A 20,752-nucleotide genomic window follows, 5' to 3' on the forward strand; every position below is an offset into this window, starting at 1 on the left:
AAAACTTGCTTTTAAAACAACAAATAAATACAGCCTAGTATGGAAAAATAATAAGGATAGCGAAAAATTGTAAAGAAAAGACTTCAAGAAAAAGTAATTTTGCGTTAACTATTTAAGTAAATCGGATAATGTTATTTACTAACTAAATCTACATTACTTAACATAGTTTATAAACATTATATCTTTTTTTATCAAATTTGCGAAGTATAATCCTAATTACACATAAAATATACATCGCAATATTATTTATTATTATTTACAAAATTTATTAACAAAAATTCAGATAAATTGGTTAACTTATTTTATCTTTTATAATTATTTTGATTATAGAATTGTTTCAAAACACTCTAATTGTGCTGGTTCAAAATAAATATCTTTATTATTTGATCGATTGTTAGTGTTACGATGGGTATGTTGAAAATATTCGGAATTAACCCAAGCGTCAAAATCTGCTTTAGATTCCCACTCAGTATACGATGAGAATAGCGTATATTCTTCCTCACTTTTTCCACGTAATAAGTAAAAACGATTAAATCCGTTCATGTCTTTTAAATGACTATCTCGGTTACGCCATATTTCAATAAATGTATCTTCACTCCCACATTTAATCTTAAAACGATTCATTACAATATACATCCAAATCTCCTTTTGTATTTCAAATAGTTGACAAAAAAATAGCACGCATAGGCGTGCTATTTACATTCTAGCCTTTTTACAGGCTATTGTTGTTCTTCTGCTGAGTTAAGCAATTCAGCTAAGTTAGCTGTTGCTTCTTCTGCAGAAATTGTTGTTTGAATATCATCCGTCGATGGCATTGCTCGTTTACGCATACGCTCTTTATGGTAAGCATAACCTGTACCTGCTGGAATTAATCGACCAACAATTACGTTTTCTTTTAAACCACGTAATTCGTCATTTTTACCAGCAACTGCTGCTTCGGTTAATACGCGTGTTGTTTCTTGGAACGACGCTGCAGATATAAACGATTCAGTAGTTAGTGATGCTTTAGTAATACCAAGCAGATCATGTAAGTAAACAATAGGTTCTTTACCTTGCGCTTCAAGTTCACGGTTAATAATCTTCAGGCGTGAAACCTCAAGTTGTTCTCCATCAAGTAAACGAGAACTACCTGGATGAATAACCGTTGCTTTACGTAACATTTGACGAACGATGACTTCAATGTGTTTATCGTTGATTTTTACACCTTGTAAACGATAAACTTCTTGAACTTCGTTAACAATGTAACGTGTTACCGCATTTACACCACGTAGACGTAAAATATCGTGCGCCGATTCAGGACCATCCGAAATCACATCACCGCGACCAACTTGTTCCCCTTCAAATACGTTAAGCTGACGCCATTTAGGGATCATCTCTTCGTATGGTTCACTACCATCTAATGGTGTGATAATTAAGCGACGTTTACCTTTAGTTTCTTTACCGAATGAGATAATACCATCAATTTCAGCAAGTATAGCTGGTTCTTTCGGTTTACGAGCTTCAAACAAGTCAGCAACACGTGGTAAACCACCTGTGATATCTTTAGTACCAACAGATGCCTGTGGAATACGAGCAAGTGTGTCACCAATATTGATTTCAGCACCATCTTCTAATTGAACTAACGCTTTACCTGGTAAGAAGTATTGCGCAAGCATTTCTGTACCAGCGACATAAATATCATCGCCTTTAGCATCCACAATTTTGATTGCTGGACGCAAATCTTTACCTACACCAGTACGCTCAGCTACATCTAATATCGCGATAGATGATAAACCGGTTAACTCATCAGTTTGACGAGTAATGGTTTGACCATCAACCATATCAACAAAACGTACAAAACCTTTTGCTTCAGAGATAACTGGCATAGTATGCGGATCCCAGTTAGCAATCGTTTCACCAGCTTCAACCGCTGAACCATTACCTTTAGCTAGAATCGAACCGTAAGGAACTTTGTAGGTTTCTTTCATTCGACCTAATTCATCGATAATTGTTAATTCAGCATTACGTGAAGTAATTACTAATTTCTTATCTGGGTTAGTTACAAACTTCGCATTTGTTAATTTAATGCTACCCTTATTTTTAACTTGAACGCTTGATTCTGCTGCTGCTCGCGATGCAGCACCACCGATGTGGAATGTTCGCATGGTTAACTGTGTACCCGGTTCACCGATTGACTGAGCCGCGATAACACCAATTGCTTCACCCTTGTTAACTAAGTGACCACGAGCTAGGTCACGACCATAACATTTTGCACACACACCGAAATCAGTATCACATGAAACCACAGAACGTACTTTCACGCTATCAACAGATTCAGCTTCTAACAAATCACAGTAGCTTTCATCAAGTAGTGTATTACGAGGAATTAAAATATCCGCGCTACCTGGTTTTAATACATCTTCAGCTGTTACACGACCTAGTACACGTTCACGTAGTGGCTCTTTAACATCACCACCCTCAATTACTGGTGTCATTACTACACCTTCTAACGTGCCACAATCATCTTCAATAACAACTAGGTCTTGAGCTACGTCAACTAAACGACGAGTTAAGTAACCTGAGTTCGCAGTTTTCAAGGCAGTATCAGCAAGACCTTTACGCGCACCATGGGTAGAAATAAAGTACTGAAGTACGTTTAATCCTTCACGGAAGTTTGCAGTAATTGGTGTTTCAATAATTGAACCATCTGGTTTTGCCATCAAACCACGCATACCCGCTAACTGACGAATCTGTGCTGCGGAACCACGAGCACCAGAGTCAGCCATCATATAGATACTATTGAAAGAAGATTGAACCTCTTCTTCACCATCACGGTTGATGACTTTTTCAGTTGATAAGTTATCCATCATTGCTTTAGCAACACGCTCATTAGCTGCGGCCCAGATATCGATAACTTTGTTATAACGTTCACCAGCAGTAACTAAACCTGATTGGAACTGTTCTTGAATTTCAGCAACTTCAATTTCAGCTTCGTTGATGATTTGTAATTTCTTCGCAGGAATTTCCATATCATCAATACCAACTGAAACACCAGAACGAGCTGCATAAGCAAAACCGGTATACATCACTTGGTCAGCTAAAATAACAGTTTCTTTCATACCTAATTGGCGATAACAAATATTTAAAATTCGTGAAATCGCTTTTTTACCGAGTGGTTGATTAATTACTGAGAAGCTCATACCTTTAGGCATAATTAACCACAAAATAGCACGACCAACAGTTGTATCTACAACTGATGTACTATCTTCCCACTCTCCAACACTATTACGCTGACTTTCAGTGATACGTACTTTCACTTTTGCATGTAATTCTACCAGCCCTAAGCGATACAGTTTTTCTGCCTCTTTAGGACCAGTTAATATCATGCCTTCGCCCTTAGCATTCACTTTATCACGAGTCATGTAATAAAGACCTAATACCACGTCCTGAGAAGGAACGATGATAGGTTCACCACTTGCCGGTGAAAGGATGTTGTTGGTTGACATCATCAACGCACGAGCTTCTAACTGTGCTTCTAGTGTTAAAGGAACATGAACAGCCATTTGGTCACCATCGAAGTCAGCATTGAATGCCGCACAAACTAATGGATGTAACTGAATCGCTTTACCTTCAATTAAGATAGGTTCAAATGCTTGAATACCTAATCTATGCAATGTAGGTGCACGGTTTAGTAATACTGGGTGTTCACGAATAACTTCATCTAAGATATCCCAAACAATTGCATCTTCACGCTCAACCATTTTCTTGGCTGCTTTAATGGTAGTGGCATAACCACGGCGTTCTAGTTTTCCGTAAATAAATGGTTTAAATAATTCAAGTGCCATTTTTTTCGGTAAACCACATTGATGTAAACGTAAGTATGGACCTACAGTAATTACTGAACGGCCTGAATAGTCAACACGTTTACCTAATAGGTTTTGACGGAAACGACCTTGCTTACCTTTAATCATATCAGCAAGTGATTTTAAAGGACGTTTGTTTGAACCTGTAATTGCACGACCACGACGACCATTATCTAATAATGCATCAACCGATTCTTGTAGCATACGTTTTTCGTTTCGTACGATAATATCTGGCGCAGCTAAATCTAATAAACGTTTTAAACGGTTATTACGGTTAATTACACGACGATAAAGATCATTTAAATCTGATGTTGCAAAACGTCCGCCATCAAGTGGTACTAGTGGGCGTAAATCAGGTGGCAATACTGGTAATACATTTAAAATCATCCATTCAGGTTTATTTTCTGATTGGATAAATGCTTCAATAATCTTAATACGTTTAGTTAATTTTTTACGTTTAGTTTCAGAATTTGTTGTTGCTAGTTCGTCACGTAGTGCTTCGCATTCAGCTTGCACATCAATATTACGTAACAATTCTTGGATAGCTTCTGCACCCATACGTGCATCGAATTCATCACCAAATTCTTCTAACGCATCTAAATATTGTTCTTCAGTTAAAATCTGACCACGTTCTAAGTTCGTCATGCCTCCATCAAGAACCATGAATGATTCAAAATAAAGCACACGTTCAATATCGCGCAGTGGCATATCAAGCAATAAACCAATACGAGATGGTAATGATTTTAAAAACCAGATATGAGCAGTTGGAGAAGCAAGCTCAATGTGCCCCATACGTTCACGACGCACTTTAGCTTGAGTGACTTCTACACCACATTTTTCACAGATCACACCACGGTGTTTTAAACGTTTATATTTTCCACATAAACATTCATAATCTTTCACAGGTCCAAAAATACGCGCACAAAACAATCCATCACGTTCAGGCTTGAACGTACGATAATTAATTGTTTCAGGTTTTTTGACTTCACCAAAAGACCATGAACGGATCATATCAGGAGAGGCAAGACCTATCTTGATAGCGTCAAAATCTTCAGTTTTAGTTTGTGCTTTTAGAAACTTTAGTAAGTCTTTCACAATTGACTCCTATGGAGTTAAATCAATTAGATAACTTATTATGACTAATAAGTTATCCCTATAAATAGAAATCATTTGAACTAGAGAAGATTACTCTTCGTCTAACTCTATATTAATACCTAACGAACGAATCTCTTTTAACAATACATTAAATGATTCTGGTATCGCAGGTTCCATACGATGATCACCATCTACAATATTTTTGTACATCTTAGTACGACCGTTCACGTCATCTGACTTAACAGTTAACATTTCTTGTAAGGTATAAGCTGCACCATATGCCTCTAGTGCCCATACTTCCATCTCACCGAAACGCTGACCACCGAATTGAGCTTTACCACCCAATGGTTGCTGAGTAACCAGACTGTATGAACCTGTAGAACGAGCATGCATTTTGTCATCAACCAAGTGGTTCAATTTGAGCATATACATGTAACCAACAGTTACAGGACGTTCAAATTGTTCACCTGTACGACCATCATACAACGTAATTTGTCCAGAAGTTGGTAGATCACCAAGTTCAAGTAATGCCTTAATTTCTTGCTCTTTAGCACCATCAAAGACAGGTGTAGCAAGTGGCATACCATTACGTAAATTCTGTGCCAGTGTCATGACTTCTTGATCAGTAAATTCAGCAACATTAACTTTTTGTGCTGCACCTAAACCAAGGTCATACGCTTTTTGGATAAATTCGCGTAATTTAGCTAATTCTTGCTGTTCTTTCAGCATAGTATCAATCTTCTGACCTATACCTTTAGCCGCCATACCTAAGTGAGTTTCTAGAATCTGCCCGATATTCATACGTGATGGAACCCCCAGTGGGTTTAATACGATATCAACCGGACGGCCTTTGTCATCATATGGCATATCTTCAATTGGGTTAATTTTAGAGATAACCCCTTTGTTACCATGACGACCAGCCATTTTATCCCCAGGCTGGATTTGACGTTTAACAGCTAAATAAACTTTAACAATTTTTAACACACCAGGTTGTAAATCATCACCTTGGGTGATCTTCATGCGTTTAGCTTCAAGTTTTTTGTTAAATTCAGCTTTGATTTCTTCGTGCTGTTCTGCAAGTTGCTCTAATTGAGCTTGTTTATCTTCGTTCGCAATACCGATTGTTAACCATTTTTCACGTGGTAAAGCATCTAATTTGTCAGCTTTAATTCCACCAGCAATTAACACATCACGAATACGAGCAAACAAAGCAGCTTCTAAAATGTTAAGTTCTTCAGTTAAATCTTTACGTGCTTGTTTTAATTGCATGTCTTCAATTTCAAGTGCACGTTTATCTTTTTGTACACCATCACGCGTAAAGACTTGAACATCAATTACTGTACCAGAAACACCATTTGGCACACGTAAAGAAGTATCTTTAACATCAGACGCTTTCTCACCAAAAATCGCACGCAGTAGTTTTTCTTCTGGGGTTAATTGAGTTTCACCTTTTGGTGTCACTTTACCAACCAGAATATCACCGCCTTTAACTTCAGCTCCGATATAAACAATACCTGATTCATCAAGTTTAGAAAGTGCAGCTTCACCTACATTTGGAATGTCGGCTGTGATTTCTTCAGCACCTAATTTAGTATCTCGTGAGATACAAGATAGTTCTTGAATATGAATCGAAGTAAAGCGGTCATCTTGTACAACTTTTTCAGAGACTAAAATTGAATCCTCAAAGTTATAACCATTCCATGGCATGAAAGCCACGCGCATGTTTTGACCTAATGCTAATTCACCTAAATCAGTTGATGGACCGTCAGCAAGAACATCGCCTCGTTCAACTTTTTCACCTAATTTCACACATGGAATTTGATTGATACAAGTATTTTGGTTAGAACGGGTATATTTAGTTAAGTTATAAATATCAATACCTGTTTCACCTGCGTACATTTCATCATCATTAACGTTAATTACAATGCGTGATGCATCAACATATTGAACAGTACCACCACGACGAGCTACTGCAGTTACACCTGAGTCAACTGCTACAGCCCTTTCCATACCAGTTCCAACAAATGGTTTTTCCGCTTTTAATGTCGGTACTGCTTGACGTTGCATGTTCGCACCCATTAGGGCACGGTTCGCATCATCATGCTCTAAGAATGGAATTAATGAAGCACCAACCGATACGATTTGCTGAGTTGATACGTCCATATAGTGAACTTGTTCAGGACTATATAAACCTGACTCACCATTTAAACGACAAGTAACTAAGTCTTCTTTAAAGCGTCCGTCTTCATCAAGGTTTGAGTTAGCCTGAGCAATAACAAATTCGCTTTCATCAATCGCTGATAAATAATTAATTTCATCAGTTACAATACCATCGATAACTCGACGATATGGCGTTTCTAAGAAACCATACTCATTAGTACGAGAATAAACTGCTAATGAGTTAATCAAACCAATGTTCGGACCTTCAGGTGTCTCAATCGGACATACACGACCATAATGAGTAGGATGTACGTCACGCACTTCAAATCCTGCTCGTTCACGAGTTAAACCACCAGGACCTAATGCTGAAATACGACGTTTGTGAGTAATTTCAGATAATGGATTGTTTTGATCCATAAACTGAGATAATTGGCTAGAACCAAAGAACTCACGGATTGCAGCTGAAATCGGTTTAGCATTGATCATATCTTGTGGCATCAGTGAATCTAAATCACCTAAAGATAAACGTTCTTTAACAGCTCGCTCTACACGAACTAAACCAATACGGAATTGGTTTTCTGCCATTTCACCAACGCTACGAATACGACGATTACCTAAATGGTCAATATCATCAACTTCACCATGACCATTACGAATGCTGATTAATTTCTTCATTACGTCAACGATATCATCTTTTGTTAAGACGCTTTCGCCTTCGATATCTTCACGACCTAAAGAACGATTAAATTTCATTCGACCAACAGCGGACAAATCATAACGCTCGTCAGAGAAGAATAAATTATCAAATAACGCTTCAGCAGCCTCTTTTGTTGGTGGTTCACCAGGGCGCATCATACGATAAATTTCAACTAATGCACCTAATCGATCACGGGTTGAATCAACATTTAGAGTTTCAGAAATAAATGGACCATGATCAAGATCATTAGTAAATAATGTTTCTATTTTTCTATGGCCCGCATTAGTTAATTCAAGCAATAGCTCTAATGAAATTGGTGTATTTGCAAAAGCAATAACTTCGCCTGTCGCTTCATTGACATAATTTTTAGCTAACACTTTATTAACTATATATTCAACAGGTACATCAATTTTAGTAACGTTATCTTTATCTAATTCACGGATGTGGCGAGCCGTAATACGACGACCTTTTTCAGCATAAACTTTGCCTTTTGATTCGATATCAAAAAGAGCTGTTTCGCCACGTAAACGTTCTGGAACAAGATCCATTTTCAGTTTGGATTTGCCCACTTCAAAAATAGTTTTCTCGAAGAAAATATCTAAAATTTCTTCTGTTTCATAACCTAAAGCACGTAAAATTATTGTTGCTGGAAGTTTACGACGACGGTCAATACGGGCAAAAAGATTATCTTTTGGATCAAATTCAAAATCAAGCCAAGAGCCACGATAAGGAATAATCCGAGCATTATATAAAACTTTACCAGAAGAGTGTGTTTTACCTTTATCACTATCAAAGAACACACCAGGACTACGATGTAATTGTGATACGATTACACGTTCAGTACCGTTGATCACAAACGTACCATTGTCCGTCATTAAAGGGATTTCGCCCATGTAGACGTCTTGCTCTTTAATATCTTTTACTGTTCCTTCTGGCGCATCTTTATCATAAATAACTAAACGTAATTTTACGCGCAACGGTGCTGAGTAAGTGATCCCCCTAATTTGACATTCTTTAACATCAAACACAGGTTCGCCCATTTTAAAGCTCACGTATTGTAACTCAGCGTTACCACTATAACTTTTTATCGGAAATATTGAACGAAATGCGGCTTCTAAGCCATATTGACCTTCTGGATCTTGTTCAATAAATTTCTGGAACGAATCAAGTTGAATAGAAAGAAGATACGGTATATCCAAGACTTGTGGACGCTTACCAAAATTCTTACGAATTCGTTTTTTCTCGGTATAAGAGTAAACCATTAGTTCCTCAACTTGCTTATCTGCTATTTTAGCATGATTAAATATTCATCAGGGGGTACTACCTTCAAATAATAACGCCTGACACCTCATCGAAAATATCTTTAAATATCAATTGATTAGGCTTAGTAAATATACTATTTCTTTATTACTTTTTATTGATAATCTTCAAATAAAATTCTTTGACTTTTTACAGCGCAAAAAGGCTGGAGGTAAAAAACCCCCAGCCATTTAGGTTGCTATCGATAAACTTATTTAAGTTCGACAACTGCACCAGATTCTTCAAGTGCCTTTTTAAGTTCATCTGCATCAGCTTTGCTAACGCCTTCTTTAACTGTTGCTGGAGCTGATTCAACAAGATCTTTAGCTTCTTTCAAGCCTAAACCTGTTGCACCACGAACTGCTTTGATAACAGCTACTTTGTTCGCACCAACTTCTTTTAAGATTACATCAAATTCAGTTTTTTCTTCTGCTGCTTCAGCTGGACCAGCTGCTGCAACTGCTACAGCTGCTGCTGCAGAAACGCCAAATTTTTCTTCCATCATTGATACAAGTTCAACAACGTCCATTACAGACATTTCGGCAACTGCATCTAAAATTTGTTCTTTAGTGATAGACATAATATAGTTTCCCAAATTTACAATTTTTATTAATTAATAACGTTCACAATCATACTGACAATTAAGCAGCTTCTTTTTGATCGCGAACAGCTGCAAGAGTACGAACCAATTTGCCAGCTGCGGCTTCTTTCATGGTTGACATCAAGCGTGCTAATGCTTCTTCATAAGTAGGTAATGTTGCTAAGCGATCAATATTCGCTGCAGTAATCAACTCACCTTCAAAGGCTGCGGCTTTAATCTCAAATTTATCATTTTCTTTAGCAAACGCTTTAAAAATACGCGCTGCAGCACCTGGGTGCTCATTTGAAAATGCAATTAGAGTTGGACCAACAAACGTATCTTTTAAACACTCGTATTGAGTTCCCTCAACAACACGGCGTAATAGCGTATTACGAACAACACGCATATAAACACCAGCTTCACGAGCAGACTTACGTAATGCAGTCATTTTTTCTACAGTTACGCCACGAGAATCAGCAACAACTGCAGAAAGCGCACCTTTGGCGATTTCGTTAACTTCAGCAACAATTTCTTGTTTATTTTGAAGATTTAGTGCCATTGGTATTGCTCCTGGATTAAACTAGGCAAAGCCTAGACTGATTTTAACTAGCTACACATGTAGCTAGCATAACCACGATGAGCAGAATCCCTCTATTATATCTATCAGGTTCTGTCACCGTCTACGTAGGAAAATTAAGTAGTTAAACTTCAACTACACCTACGGTCTTGGACGGGGTCTGGTTAAGGCCAGACACCAACCGATTCTTATTGTTTAATCAACAAAAGTAATTAAACACTTGCATTTAATGTTGCTTGATCAATAGCAACACCAGCACCCATTGTGGTAGAAAGGCTAACTTTCTTCACAAATACACCTTTAGAAGAGGCTGGTTTTGCACGTTTTAACGCAACAAGTAATGCTTCTAAATTCTCTTTAAGTTTCGCTGCATCAAAATCAGCTTTACCGATAGTGGTATGGATAATACCATTTTTATCATTACGGTAACGGATCTGACCAGCTTTAGCATTTTTAACTGCTTCTGCAACATTAGGCGTTACAGTACCAACTTTAGGATTTGGCATTAAACCACGTGGTCCTAAAATTTGACCTAATTGACCAACAACACGCATAGCGTCTGGTGATGCAATAACAACATCAAAATCCATTTCGCCTTTTTTGATTTGATCAGCTAGATCATCCATACCGACTAGTTCCGCGCCAGCTTCTTTAGCTGCTTCTGCATTTGCACCTTGAGTAAATACAGCAACGCGAACACTACGACCAGTACCATGTGGAAGTACAATTGCTCCACGCACATTTTGATCTGATTTACGTGAATCAATACCTAAATTAACAGCAACATCAACACTTTCTGTAAATTTAGCAGTTGCGAATTCTTTTAATAAAGCAATAGCTTCATTAATTTCATATTGTTTAGTCGCATTCACTTTTTCGCGGATAAGTTTAGCTTTCTTAGATAATTTAGCCATTGATTAACCCTCCACTTCCAAGCCCATTGAACGAGCCGTTCCTTCAATAGAACGCATCATTGTTTCAATGGTAGCGCCATTCATATCTGCAGCTTTTAATTCAGCAATTTCGCGAATCTGAGCACTTGTAATTTTACCTACTTTTTTCTTGTTAGGTTCGCCAGAACCAGACTTGATTTTAGCAGCTTTCTTTAATAAAACCGCAGCAGGAGGAGTTTTAGTTACAAATGTAAATGAACGGTCAGAATATACTGTAATAACAACAGGAATAGGTAAACCTTTTTCCATGCTTTCTGTTTTTGCATTAAATGCTTTACAGAATTCCATAATGTTAACACCATGTTGACCTAGTGCAGGACCAACTGGCGGACTAGGATTCGCTGCACCAGCCGCAACTTGCAACTTGATGTAAGCTTGTACTTTTTTTGCCATTTTTGATTTTCCTTTTCTCGGGTGCAAACGCCTCTATTAATAACAGCTATTAATAAATAGACAGCTCCCCTAAGTTAAATGAGGGCAGAATTATCCTACAACTTTATACAAAAAGCAAGATTTATTTAAAACAGGATAAAAATGAAAAGCAGAACCAAAGATTCTGCTTTTTTTGCCTTCAAATTATAGAACGTTAATTGCGTTAAGTTCTTTAAATGCGAGTTCTAAACGTGCAACTAAAGAATCTTGACCTTTACGTAACCATACACGAGGATCGTAATATTTTTTATTTGGTGCATCAGGACCTTCAGGATTACCTAATTGTCCTTGTAAATAAGCTTCATTCGCTTTGTAATAATCTAAAACACCAGCCCAGTTAGCCCACTGTGTATCAGTATCAATATTCATTTTGATAACACCATAGCTTACTGCTTCTGCAATTTCTTCTGGTGTAGAGCCAGAACCACCATGGAACACGAAGTTCAATGATTTTTCAGGTAAATTAAATTTTTCTGATACATATTTTTGTGAGTTATCTAGAATTTTTGGCGTCAACTTAACGTTACCTGGTTTATAAACACCATGCACATTACCAAATGATGCAGCAATAGTGAAACGAGGGCTAATCGCGCTCAAACGTTCATAAGCATAAGCAACATCTTCTGGTTGTGTATAAAGTGCTGAACTATCCATATGGCTATTATCAACACCATCTTCTTCACCACCAGTACAACCTAATTCTAATTCTAATGTCATTTTCATTGCCGACATACGAGCAAGATATTGACAACAAATATCAATGTTATCTTTTAATGTTTCTTCTGAAAGATCGATCATATGAGAAGAAAACAATGGTTTACCTGTTTTAGCAAAATGAGTTTCGCCAGCATCAAGTAATCCATCAACCCAAGGCAATAATTTTTTCGCACAATGGTCGGTATGTACAATAACTGGTACGCCATATTTTTCTGCCATAAGATGAACATGTTTAGCGCCAGATACTGCACCTAACACAGCACACTCTTGCCCTTCAAGTTTTAAACCTTTACCTGCAATAAATTGTGCACCACCATTAGAAAATTGAACAATAACAGGAGAACCTACTTTAGCTGCCGTTTCAATAACTGCATTAATTGTATTTGTATCAACACAGTTTACCGCTGGTAGGGCAAAATTATTTTCACGTGCAATTTGGAACACCTTTTGAACATCATCACCAGTTACCACACCAGGTTTAACGACATCAGAAATTTTTGTAACCATTTTATTACCTATAAATTTATTAATATAAAAAGTAGTAAGGATGAGTAATTAGCTCATCCTTACTTTTAAACTAAAATGTTATGCTTTTGCTCTTTCTTCTAACATTGCAACAGCTGGAAGTTTTTTACCTTCAACAAATTCAAGGAAAGCACCACCACCAGTTGAAATATAAGAGATTTTATCTTCAATACCAAATAAATCAATTGCAGCTAATGTATCTCCACCACCGGCAATTGAAAAACCTTGGCTATCAGCAATTGCTTTAGCAACAATTTCAGTACCACGACGGAAATTAGGGAATTCAAATACACCTACAGGACCATTCCACAGTATAGTTTTTGCATTCTTAATAATATTTGCTAATACTTCTGCTGATTTATCGCCTAAATCAAGAATTTGCTCATTTTCTTTAACATCTTTTACTGATTTTTCAGTTGCCGTAGCTGTTTCACTAAATTCAGTGGCAACGCGTACATCAGTAGGCACAGGAATTTCACAGTTAGCCATTAGTTTTTTAGCTTCTGGAATTAAATCGGCTTCATAAAGTGATTTACCAACATTATAACCTTCTGCTGCAATGAAAGTATTAGCAATACCACCACCAACAATAATTTGGTCAGCAATTTTTGAAAGTGAATCAAGAACAGTTAACTTAGTTGATACTTTAGAACCAGCAACAATAGCAACCATTGGTCTTGCTGGATTATCAAGCGCTTTACCTAATGCATCTAATTCAGCCGCTAATAATGGACCTGCACAAGCAACAGGAGCAAATTTACCAGCACCATGAGTTGAAGCTTGTGCACGGTGAGCAGTACCAAAAGCATCCATTACATAAATGTCGCAAAGTGCAGCGTATTTTTTAGATAAAGTTTCATCATCTTTACCTTCACCGACATTGAAACGCACATTTTCAAGAACAACTAATTCACCCTCTTTAACATCCACACCATCAAGGTAATCTTTTACTAAACGAACAGGGAAAGATACATGTTCTTTCAAGTAATCAACAACAGGTTGTAATGAAAATTCAGGATTATACTCCCCTTCCGTTGGGCGACCAATATGAGAAGTAACCATTACTTTAGCACCTTTCTTGATCGCTTCTTCAATAGTCGGTAGTGATGCTTTAATTCGCGCATCAGAGGTTACTTTACCATTTTTAACTGGCACATTAAGATCTGAACGAATAAATAAACGTTTTCCTTTTAGATCAAGATCTTGCATTCTAATAATAGACATGTGACTTCCTCTTATAAATATCAATATAATAAAATTATGACTATTCTAACATAAAATTTTCTTTTAGGTTACAACCATTATTGTTCACATACTGAACATCTGATAGAAATAAAAAATTTGTTATCAAGGTAAAAAATTTTATATAACAGCATTGACAATAGAGAGAAAATCAGGCATATTTTGCCGCCTTATTAATATGTAATTTTTATCTAAACTTGGGAGTTGACTTTGGCTAATATCAAATCAGCTAAGAAACGTGCGGTTCAATCCGAAAAACGCCGTAAACATAATGCTAGTAACCGTTCAATGATGCGTACTTATATTAAAAAAGTTTACGCAGCTGTTGCAGCTGGTGATAAACAAACAGCTGAAGTGGCATTCAAAGACATGCAGGCAGTTGTTGATCGTCAAGCGGCTCGTGGCTTAATCCACAAAAACAAAGCTGCACGTCATAAAGCGAATTTAATTAAGCAGATTAAAGCATTGGCTTAATGCTGTTATCTATTAACTATTATAGTTAGAAAGAATAATAAAAAGTGGTGTAAGCCACTTTTTTTATTTGTATTAATCCGTTATTCGATATTAATAAGAGAGTATATTGTGGTTCAGCGTGATTATGTAAGAAAAAAGAGCCGATCAAAAAAAAATAATTCACGAAATAAGCCTAATTTAATGATATTTTTGGCCATTATTATCATTATTCTATTTTCTACTATTCTCTATTACGTTGCGAATAACAAACCAACTCAACCAGTTAAACCCCCAAAAGTAAAAACCCAACCTCCGGCAATAACATTACCAGAACGACCGCAAGAACGTTGGACTTATCTTAAAGAACTTGAAACTCCAAATGCTAGTTATGATTCAAGAGCAAGTGAACGGCAACAAATTTTAGATAGCTTTGTCAATAATTCACGTCCTGTCACGCCGCCGACTAAAAATAATAGTGTGACCAAGCAAGAAACCACTTCATCTATAACTACGCAAAATGTTGGTACTGCAAATAAATGGATACTGAAGTGCGGAGCATTCAAAGATAAAGCTAACGCCGAAACCCTTAAAGCAAGAATTGCAATGATTGGCATCAGTGGTAGTATATCTTCTGGTCAATTATATCGAGTCACTGCAGGACAATATACTAATAAAAATGAGGCAGATAAGGCATTAAACTCATTAAAAAATAATGGGATTAATGATTGTATTATTTCTAACTAAAAAGAAAAATATGAAATCATTCAAAAATATACAGCTGTTTACTAAAATGTTATGGTTGCGTATAAATCAAGACCGTTTAACAACATCCGCTGCTGGGTTAGCTTATACAACAATCCTTGCTTTAGTGCCACTTATTACTGTTATATTTTCTCTACTCTCTGCTTTTCCTATGTTTGACGAGGTCAGTCTTTCATTAAAAAAAATAATTTATAACAACTTGGTTCCAACGGCTAGTGACACTATCGAGAATTATTTAGAACAATTTATTGGCAATACTAAAAAAATGACCTTTATGGGTGTAATCGGTTTAATTGTTACATCGCTTCTGTTAATTAATTCAATTAATACTGCGCTAAATCACATATGGAAAACCAAGCGTAAGCGATCATTCATGTACAATCTAACGATGTATTGGACCATATTAACTTTAGGCCCTATTTTAGCTGGTTCAAGTGTTGCAATAAGTTCTTATGTGTTTTCACTAAAATGGCTTTCTACTGCGACAACAGGTAACTTTCTATTCAGTTCTTTACCATTTTTTATATCTGTAGCTGGTTTCTGGTTGCTTTATAGTATTATTCCTACTGAATCAGTACCTTTTAAAGAGTCCATAGTTGGAGCCATTGTCGCAGCAATATTATTTGAATTAGGAAAACGAGCATTTGCGCTGTATATAACTTCTTTTCCAACTTATCAACTTATTTATGGAGTTGTATCATCAATTCCCATTATGTTAGTTTGGATCTATTTTTCTTGGTGCATTGTTTTGTTTGGCGCTGAGTTTGCAGCAACCTTAACGGACTTTAATCGCAAAAAGCACGCAGTTGAAAATCAATCATTACCAGAGTAATTATTTTATGATCGCCTTAATCCAACGTGTTAAACAAGCTAGTGTTACGGTTGATAATCAAGTTATTGGACAGATTAATCATGGATTACTAGTATTATTAGGTGTAGAACAAGAAGATAATGAGCAAAAAGCAATACGCTTATGTGAAAAAGTTCTAGGGTACCGAATATTTAGTGATAATGAAGGCAAAATGAATTTAAATGTTAGCCAAACTAATGGTGAACTATTAGTTGTTTCTCAATTTACACTAGCAGCCGATACACAAAAGGGTATGCGCCCTAGTTTTACTAAAGGTGCAAAACCGGATGAAGCCAATAAACTATATCAATTTTTTGTTGAACAATGTAAAAAGAAAATTAATACACAAACAGGACAATTTGCAGCGGACATGCAGGTTTCTTTGATAAATGATGGACCAGTAACATTCTGGCTACAAGTCTAATATAATCACAATATTGAATATTATGCCCTGATATAAGGACATAATATTTATAGTTGTTAATTTATTTTAGATTTTTTAACATCTCTATTGCTGACTGGTTCTCATCTAAACCTAATTTATTCAGTTTATTAACATAAAATTGTTTTACATCATTCCATCGATAATAAGGGTAACTATCGGTTTTAATAGGTAAATGTACCTCTCGCTCATTTAGTAATACTTTGATTAAAATCGGTTGATGAGTTTGCTTACTTTTATAAAAAATCCATTGAATGTTCGCCCCCATAGGGATAATTTTATCTGCTCGCCATACAGTAGGATAATTAAACAGTGTTTTAGTAACATTAGCAGAGCCTTCAATTTCAAGTAAAGTGGCTAATGGTGAAACCGTTTCAGCATGCGCAAAGCGCAAATTAGCATCCACATTATTATCAACTATTGCCTTATCAGCAGAGTGAATCATATCCCATAATAATGGTGCAGCAATTTTAATTTGAATACCTGTAGCATCAAAGGCAGGGCCTATTTGCAAATAATTTTTTGTAGTAACAACTGTATTAAGCCATGTCTTTTGTTCTGCTGAAAAATAACGATCTAAATCAAGATGATTGTCCGTTAAAACTTGTGGCGAAAAAGCCTGCAATTCTTGATACAATTGGTATACTGCAATAACAAAATCCGATGTTTTTACTAATGTATCCTCAGATTCATCCAATCCCTTTTTTAACTTAATTAAAAAAGATTTTTTAAAAATGCCTTTGGCAACTTGTTTACTCATCTGTTTAGTTTGAGAAGCATACTCAAGAGATTTCACGGCATCTTTCACTACTTTACTTTTTTTATATTCACTATAGGCAGGAGAATACTCAAAAAAGCGCAATAATGTTTGTTCATTGTCTGGTTGTTGAACCACATGAATATTAGGGTATTTAGCTTTAAAAGAATCAATAAAAATTTCTGCTGTTTCTTTTGCTCTTGGAGAACTGCTTGAAATAACTTCAATTTTTTGTCCTTTAAATACTGTTGGATTATTTTCCAGCATTCGGTTACTTATCAAACTAATATCTTTGCGACCCAGATTGGTAAGCTGACCATAGTGGTTCTGATTTAATTGCTTAAGGATAGTGACTTGCCTAAGAAGATCTTTTCCTGAATCAGTCAATTGATGCTGACTCTCAGCCAATGATAGAATGTGATAAGCAAGCTCTTCATGCTTTGATTTACTTATATACCGCGAGCCATGGCGCCCAATATGATCAATATAAAAAGCTTGATAGTCTGTTGGAGCAGAAGTAAGAGTTTGGTTAGAATTGTATTGGTAAGCTGTTTTGGAACCAGCAATCACATTGGTTTGAGCAAAACTTAATGAAGTAAAAGTAAATAGAAAAACAGTCAATAATTTACGCGAACTGTACATAATCATATTTTTATCTCCATTTAAATACTAATATTAACGCAATTAGGATTAAGATGAAAACGTGGTTAATAGATGCCTCAAGAATCAATATTCGTTTCGTATATTAACACAGCCACTTCTCTAAACTCGATCTATAGTAAAATTTTACAAAAAGAAGATGATTATTTTCATAACGCTCTTTTATTTTTTGTAAAAAAGATTATCTTATTAAGCATTCAAGATAACTTCCATTTAATTAATCAAAAATAATGAAATTATATGGCCTTTCTGGCACCAAAATTAGCTGTGCATTTATTTCAGCATGTATAATTACCCCTTATAACACAACGCGTTTTTTCAAAGATTTAATAGCTGGGATAACCGTTGGTATTATCGCTATACCACTAGCAATGGCTCTTGCAATTGCCAGTGGCGTTCCACCACAACATGGACTTTATACCGCAATTATAGCCGGTTTTGTTATTGCTCTAACGGGAGGATCTCGTTTTAGTGTTTCGGGACCTACCGCCGCATTTGTCGTTATCTTATATCCAGTATCATTACAATATGGTTTATCTGGATTATTAATTGCAACATTATTATCGGGTGTTTTTCTAATATTGATGGGCATGATTCGATTAGGAAGATTAATTGAATATATTCCATTACCTGTAGTATTAGGTTTTACCTCAGGCATAGCAATTACCATTGCTACTATGCAAATTAAAGATTTTTTCGGTTTGACTCTTGAACATATGCCTGAAAGTTATGTAAGCAAAGTTATTGAATTAGCTAAAACTTTACCATCAATTAATATTGCAGACACAATTGTCGGAATGGTAACACTGTTTGTATTAATTATATGGCCAAAATTTCGAGTGAAGATATCTGGTCACTTACCTGCATTAGTTGCAGGTATTATTGTCATGTTTATATTTAATCAATTCGGTTATCAGATTGAAACGATAGGATCACGATTTACCTATACACTTGCTGATAATACTATTGGTCATGGTATTCCTTCGGTACTACCTGAATTTGTATTACCATGGGAAACTGCTGAATTTAATTGGGATTGGACGACACTTTCTGCTTTACTGCCGATTTCATTGACTATGGCAATGTTATGCGCTATTGAATCACTGCTTTGTGCTGTAGTGTTAGATGAGATGACCCACACAAAACATCACTCAAACAGTGAACTTATAGGTCAAGGTCTAGGCAATATTATTGCACCGTTTTTTGGAGGTATTTCGGCTACCGCCGCTATCGCACGCTCAGCTGCGAATGTCAAAGCAGGTGCTACATCACCTATTGCAGCAGTATTACATTCATTAGTAGTATTACTTGCTCTTATTTGCTTTGCACCACTTTTATCTTATATTCCACTATCAGCAATGGCCGCTCTGCTATTAATAGTGGCTTGGAATATGAGTGCCGTGCAACGAGTGATATATATCATCAAATGCGCACCTAAAGATGATATTTTAATTATGTTAATCTGTATGTCACTTACCGTATTATTCGATATGGTTATAGCAATTACACTTGGCATAGTATTGGCTTCCATATTATTTATGCGCCGTATTGCTCGAATGACTCGCTTAGTTGAGCTAAATCGAAGTGATGATAAAACCTTAGTTTTACGTGTTAATGGCCCACTGTTTTTCGCTGCGGCAGAAAAAACTTTTGTTGAGCTTTATAAAAAAATTAACGGATATGAGCATATTATATTACAATGGGACGCCGTACCAATTCTTGACGCTGGCGGACTTAATGCCTTAATACATTTTATTGATGAATTGCCAAAACACGTTGATTTATCAATTTGTGAATTGCAATTTCAGCCATTAAAAACATTAGCTCGCGCCAAAATTGTACCTATCCCTAATAAACTAATGTTCTTCTCAACATTAGATGAAGCATTGAAAGATAAAGAGTAGTTTCATCGTAGTTTTTAAGTTATTCAATAAGTAGTAAGATCTGTGGTACACCTAAAGAATACCACAGATCAGTAGTAATCATTACCTCCGCGATCTTTCTTTTCTGCTGCTAACTATGATTAGCAACTCTATGATCAGAAAGATATTTTATTTAAATGTAAACTTAAATATAAAAGTAGGAAAATAATATGATATCTGATGAAAACAACGTTCAATATATAAAACAAAAATCAAATTGGTTAATCGTAGTTGGCTTTATTTTAATTGTATTAGGATGTTTAGCCTTAGGCTATCAGTTCATGGCTACTGTTTTTTCTGTCTATTTTATTGGTACATTAATTTTAATTGCAGGAATCGCACAAACAATAAATTCATTTAACCTTAAAGGCTTTGGTCAAACGGCATTATGGGCAATAATGGGAATTTTATACATTATTGTTGGCTTAATCTCTTTTTTCCGGCCGATTGCGGTTTCATCAGCTTTAACTTTAGTGATAGCAATATTGCTAATTATGAGTGGATTTACGCAAATTTTTGCCTCTTTTAGTAATCGAAATTTACCGCGTTGGGGATGGGTACTCACTTCTGGTATTATAACCCTAATTTTAGGTTTGATGATAATTACTGGCTGGCCATATGATAGTCTTTGGGTATTGGGAATGTTTTTAGGTATTGACCTTATATTCCAAGGTTTTGCATATGTAGCAATTGGTTTTGCTGTAAAAAACTGATGCTTTAATATTAAAGGGTTGCCCATAATTGCTATTTAAATAATGTAAGCAACCCTTACTTGTTGTAATAACAA

The 20,752-nt window shown here is 36.0% G+C and carries 16 protein-coding genes; 6 read left to right on the forward strand and 10 right to left on the reverse strand.

Annotation, left to right across the window (positions count from 1 at the left end):
- Positions 1–324: 324 nt before the first annotated feature.
- From H3S88_RS10835 to pgk, 9 genes are all read right to left on the reverse strand, one after another.
- Complete coding sequence (locus H3S88_RS10835) at positions 325–636, reverse strand: antibiotic biosynthesis monooxygenase (RefSeq protein WP_086308311.1); 312 nt, start codon at positions 634–636, stop codon at positions 325–327.
- 83 nt (positions 637–719) lie between these two features.
- A complete protein-coding gene (rpoC, locus tag H3S88_RS10840) occupies positions 720–4,937 on the reverse strand; it encodes a DNA-directed RNA polymerase subunit beta' (RefSeq protein ID WP_065737878.1) in 4,218 nt (1,405 codons plus the stop codon).
- Between the two features lie 90 nt (positions 4,938–5,027).
- Complete coding sequence (rpoB, locus tag H3S88_RS10845) at positions 5,028–9,056, reverse strand: DNA-directed RNA polymerase subunit beta (RefSeq protein ID WP_198228848.1); 4,029 nt, start codon at positions 9,054–9,056, stop codon at positions 5,028–5,030.
- A 248-nt stretch (positions 9,057–9,304) separates the two neighbouring features.
- Positions 9,305–9,673, reverse strand: coding sequence for a 50S ribosomal protein L7/L12 (rplL, locus tag H3S88_RS10850; protein WP_025316515.1), 369 nt, complete (start codon positions 9,671–9,673; stop codon positions 9,305–9,307).
- Between the two features lie 61 nt (positions 9,674–9,734).
- A complete protein-coding gene (gene rplJ / locus H3S88_RS10855; RefSeq protein ID WP_025316516.1) occupies positions 9,735–10,232 on the reverse strand; it encodes a 50S ribosomal protein L10 in 498 nt (165 codons plus the stop codon).
- Between the two features lie 230 nt (positions 10,233–10,462).
- Positions 10,463–11,164, reverse strand: coding sequence for a 50S ribosomal protein L1 (rplA, locus tag H3S88_RS10860; protein WP_198228847.1), 702 nt, complete (start codon positions 11,162–11,164; stop codon positions 10,463–10,465).
- A 3-nt stretch (positions 11,165–11,167) separates the two neighbouring features.
- On the reverse strand, positions 11,168–11,596 hold the full coding sequence (rplK, locus tag H3S88_RS10865) for a 50S ribosomal protein L11 (RefSeq protein ID WP_025316518.1): 429 nt from the start codon (positions 11,594–11,596) through the stop codon (positions 11,168–11,170).
- Positions 11,597–11,779: 183 nt separating this feature from the next.
- On the reverse strand, positions 11,780–12,859 hold the full coding sequence (fbaA, locus tag H3S88_RS10870) for a class II fructose-bisphosphate aldolase (protein WP_039127407.1): 1,080 nt from the start codon (positions 12,857–12,859) through the stop codon (positions 11,780–11,782).
- 78 nt (positions 12,860–12,937) lie between these two features.
- Positions 12,938–14,101 carry a phosphoglycerate kinase gene (gene pgk / locus H3S88_RS10875; protein WP_025316520.1) on the reverse strand — a complete coding sequence of 388 codons (1,164 nt, stop codon included), beginning with the start codon at positions 14,099–14,101 and terminating at the stop codon, positions 12,938–12,940.
- Positions 14,102–14,329: 228 nt separating this feature from the next.
- Here pgk and rpsT point away from each other — a divergent pair, with 228 nt between their 5' ends.
- The 4 genes from rpsT to dtd all read left to right on the forward strand — a co-directional run bounded on the left by rpsT (position 14,330) and on the right by dtd (position 16,608).
- Entirely contained in the window at positions 14,330–14,593 is a 264-nt protein-coding gene (rpsT, locus tag H3S88_RS10880) for a 30S ribosomal protein S20 (protein ID WP_025316521.1), read from the forward strand.
- Positions 14,594–14,701: 108 nt separating this feature from the next.
- Positions 14,702–15,316: an SPOR domain-containing protein gene (locus H3S88_RS10885; RefSeq protein ID WP_039127401.1), complete on the forward strand. Its 615-nt coding sequence runs from the start codon at positions 14,702–14,704 to the stop codon at positions 15,314–15,316.
- 10 nt (positions 15,317–15,326) lie between these two features.
- Positions 15,327–16,166 (forward strand): virulence factor BrkB family protein, encoded by an 840-nt coding sequence (locus tag H3S88_RS10890; protein ID WP_039127423.1) that lies wholly within the window; start codon positions 15,327–15,329, stop codon positions 16,164–16,166.
- Positions 16,167–16,173: 7 nt separating this feature from the next.
- Positions 16,174–16,608 carry a D-aminoacyl-tRNA deacylase gene (dtd, locus tag H3S88_RS10895; RefSeq protein ID WP_039127398.1) on the forward strand — a complete coding sequence of 145 codons (435 nt, stop codon included), beginning with the start codon at positions 16,174–16,176 and terminating at the stop codon, positions 16,606–16,608.
- A 61-nt stretch (positions 16,609–16,669) separates the two neighbouring features.
- Here dtd and H3S88_RS10900 read toward each other — a convergent pair whose 3' ends face one another.
- A complete protein-coding gene (locus H3S88_RS10900) occupies positions 16,670–18,031 on the reverse strand; it encodes a histidine-type phosphatase (protein ID WP_198228846.1) in 1,362 nt (453 codons plus the stop codon).
- 242 nt (positions 18,032–18,273) lie between these two features.
- Here H3S88_RS10900 and dauA point away from each other — a divergent pair, with 242 nt between their 5' ends.
- The gene (gene dauA, locus H3S88_RS10905) at positions 18,274–19,947 is read left to right on the forward strand and encodes a C4-dicarboxylic acid transporter DauA (protein ID WP_198228845.1); all 1,674 of its coding nucleotides are present in this window, start codon (positions 18,274–18,276) and stop codon (positions 19,945–19,947) included.
- Positions 19,948–20,135: 188 nt separating this feature from the next.
- Positions 20,136–20,678, forward strand: a complete 543-nt coding sequence (locus H3S88_RS10910; RefSeq protein ID WP_065737884.1) for an HdeD family acid-resistance protein — start codon at positions 20,136–20,138, stop codon at positions 20,676–20,678.
- The last annotated feature ends 74 nt before the right edge of the window (positions 20,679–20,752 follow it).

This window comes from Gilliamella sp. B14448G11, from assembly GCF_016101765.1.
Lineage (GTDB): Bacteria > Pseudomonadota > Gammaproteobacteria > Enterobacterales > Orbaceae > Gilliamella > Gilliamella apicola_N.

Bases quoted from the DNA above. Each gene is read 5' to 3' on its own strand.
- H3S88_RS10835 (WP_086308311.1), bottom strand. From the start codon at position 636: ATGTATATTGTAATGAATCGTTTTAAGATTAAATGTGGGAGTGAAGAT.
- rpoB (WP_198228848.1), bottom strand. From the start codon at position 9,056: ATGGTTTACTCTTATACCGAGAAAAAACGAATTCGTAAGAATTTTGGT.
- rplL (WP_025316515.1), bottom strand. From the start codon at position 9,673: ATGTCTATCACTAAAGAACAAATTTTAGATGCAGTTGCCGAAATGTCT.
- rplJ (WP_025316516.1), bottom strand. From the start codon at position 10,232: ATGGCACTAAATCTTCAAAATAAACAAGAAATTGTTGCTGAAGTTAAC.
- rplA (WP_198228847.1), bottom strand. From the start codon at position 11,164: ATGGCTAAATTATCTAAGAAAGCTAAACTTATCCGCGAAAAAGTGAAT.
- rplK (WP_025316518.1), bottom strand. From the start codon at position 11,596: ATGGCAAAAAAAGTACAAGCTTACATCAAGTTGCAAGTTGCGGCTGGT.
- fbaA (WP_039127407.1), bottom strand. From the start codon at position 12,859: ATGGTTACAAAAATTTCTGATGTCGTTAAACCTGGTGTGGTAACTGGT.
- pgk (WP_025316520.1), bottom strand. From the start codon at position 14,101: ATGTCTATTATTAGAATGCAAGATCTTGATCTAAAAGGAAAACGTTTA.
- H3S88_RS10890 (WP_039127423.1), top strand. From the start codon at position 15,327: ATGAAATCATTCAAAAATATACAGCTGTTTACTAAAATGTTATGGTTG.
- dtd (WP_039127398.1), top strand. From the start codon at position 16,174: ATGATCGCCTTAATCCAACGTGTTAAACAAGCTAGTGTTACGGTTGAT.
- H3S88_RS10900 (WP_198228846.1), bottom strand. From the start codon at position 18,031: ATGATTATGTACAGTTCGCGTAAATTATTGACTGTTTTTCTATTTACT.
- dauA (WP_198228845.1), top strand. From the start codon at position 18,274: ATGAAATTATATGGCCTTTCTGGCACCAAAATTAGCTGTGCATTTATT.
- H3S88_RS10910 (WP_065737884.1), top strand. From the start codon at position 20,136: ATGATATCTGATGAAAACAACGTTCAATATATAAAACAAAAATCAAAT.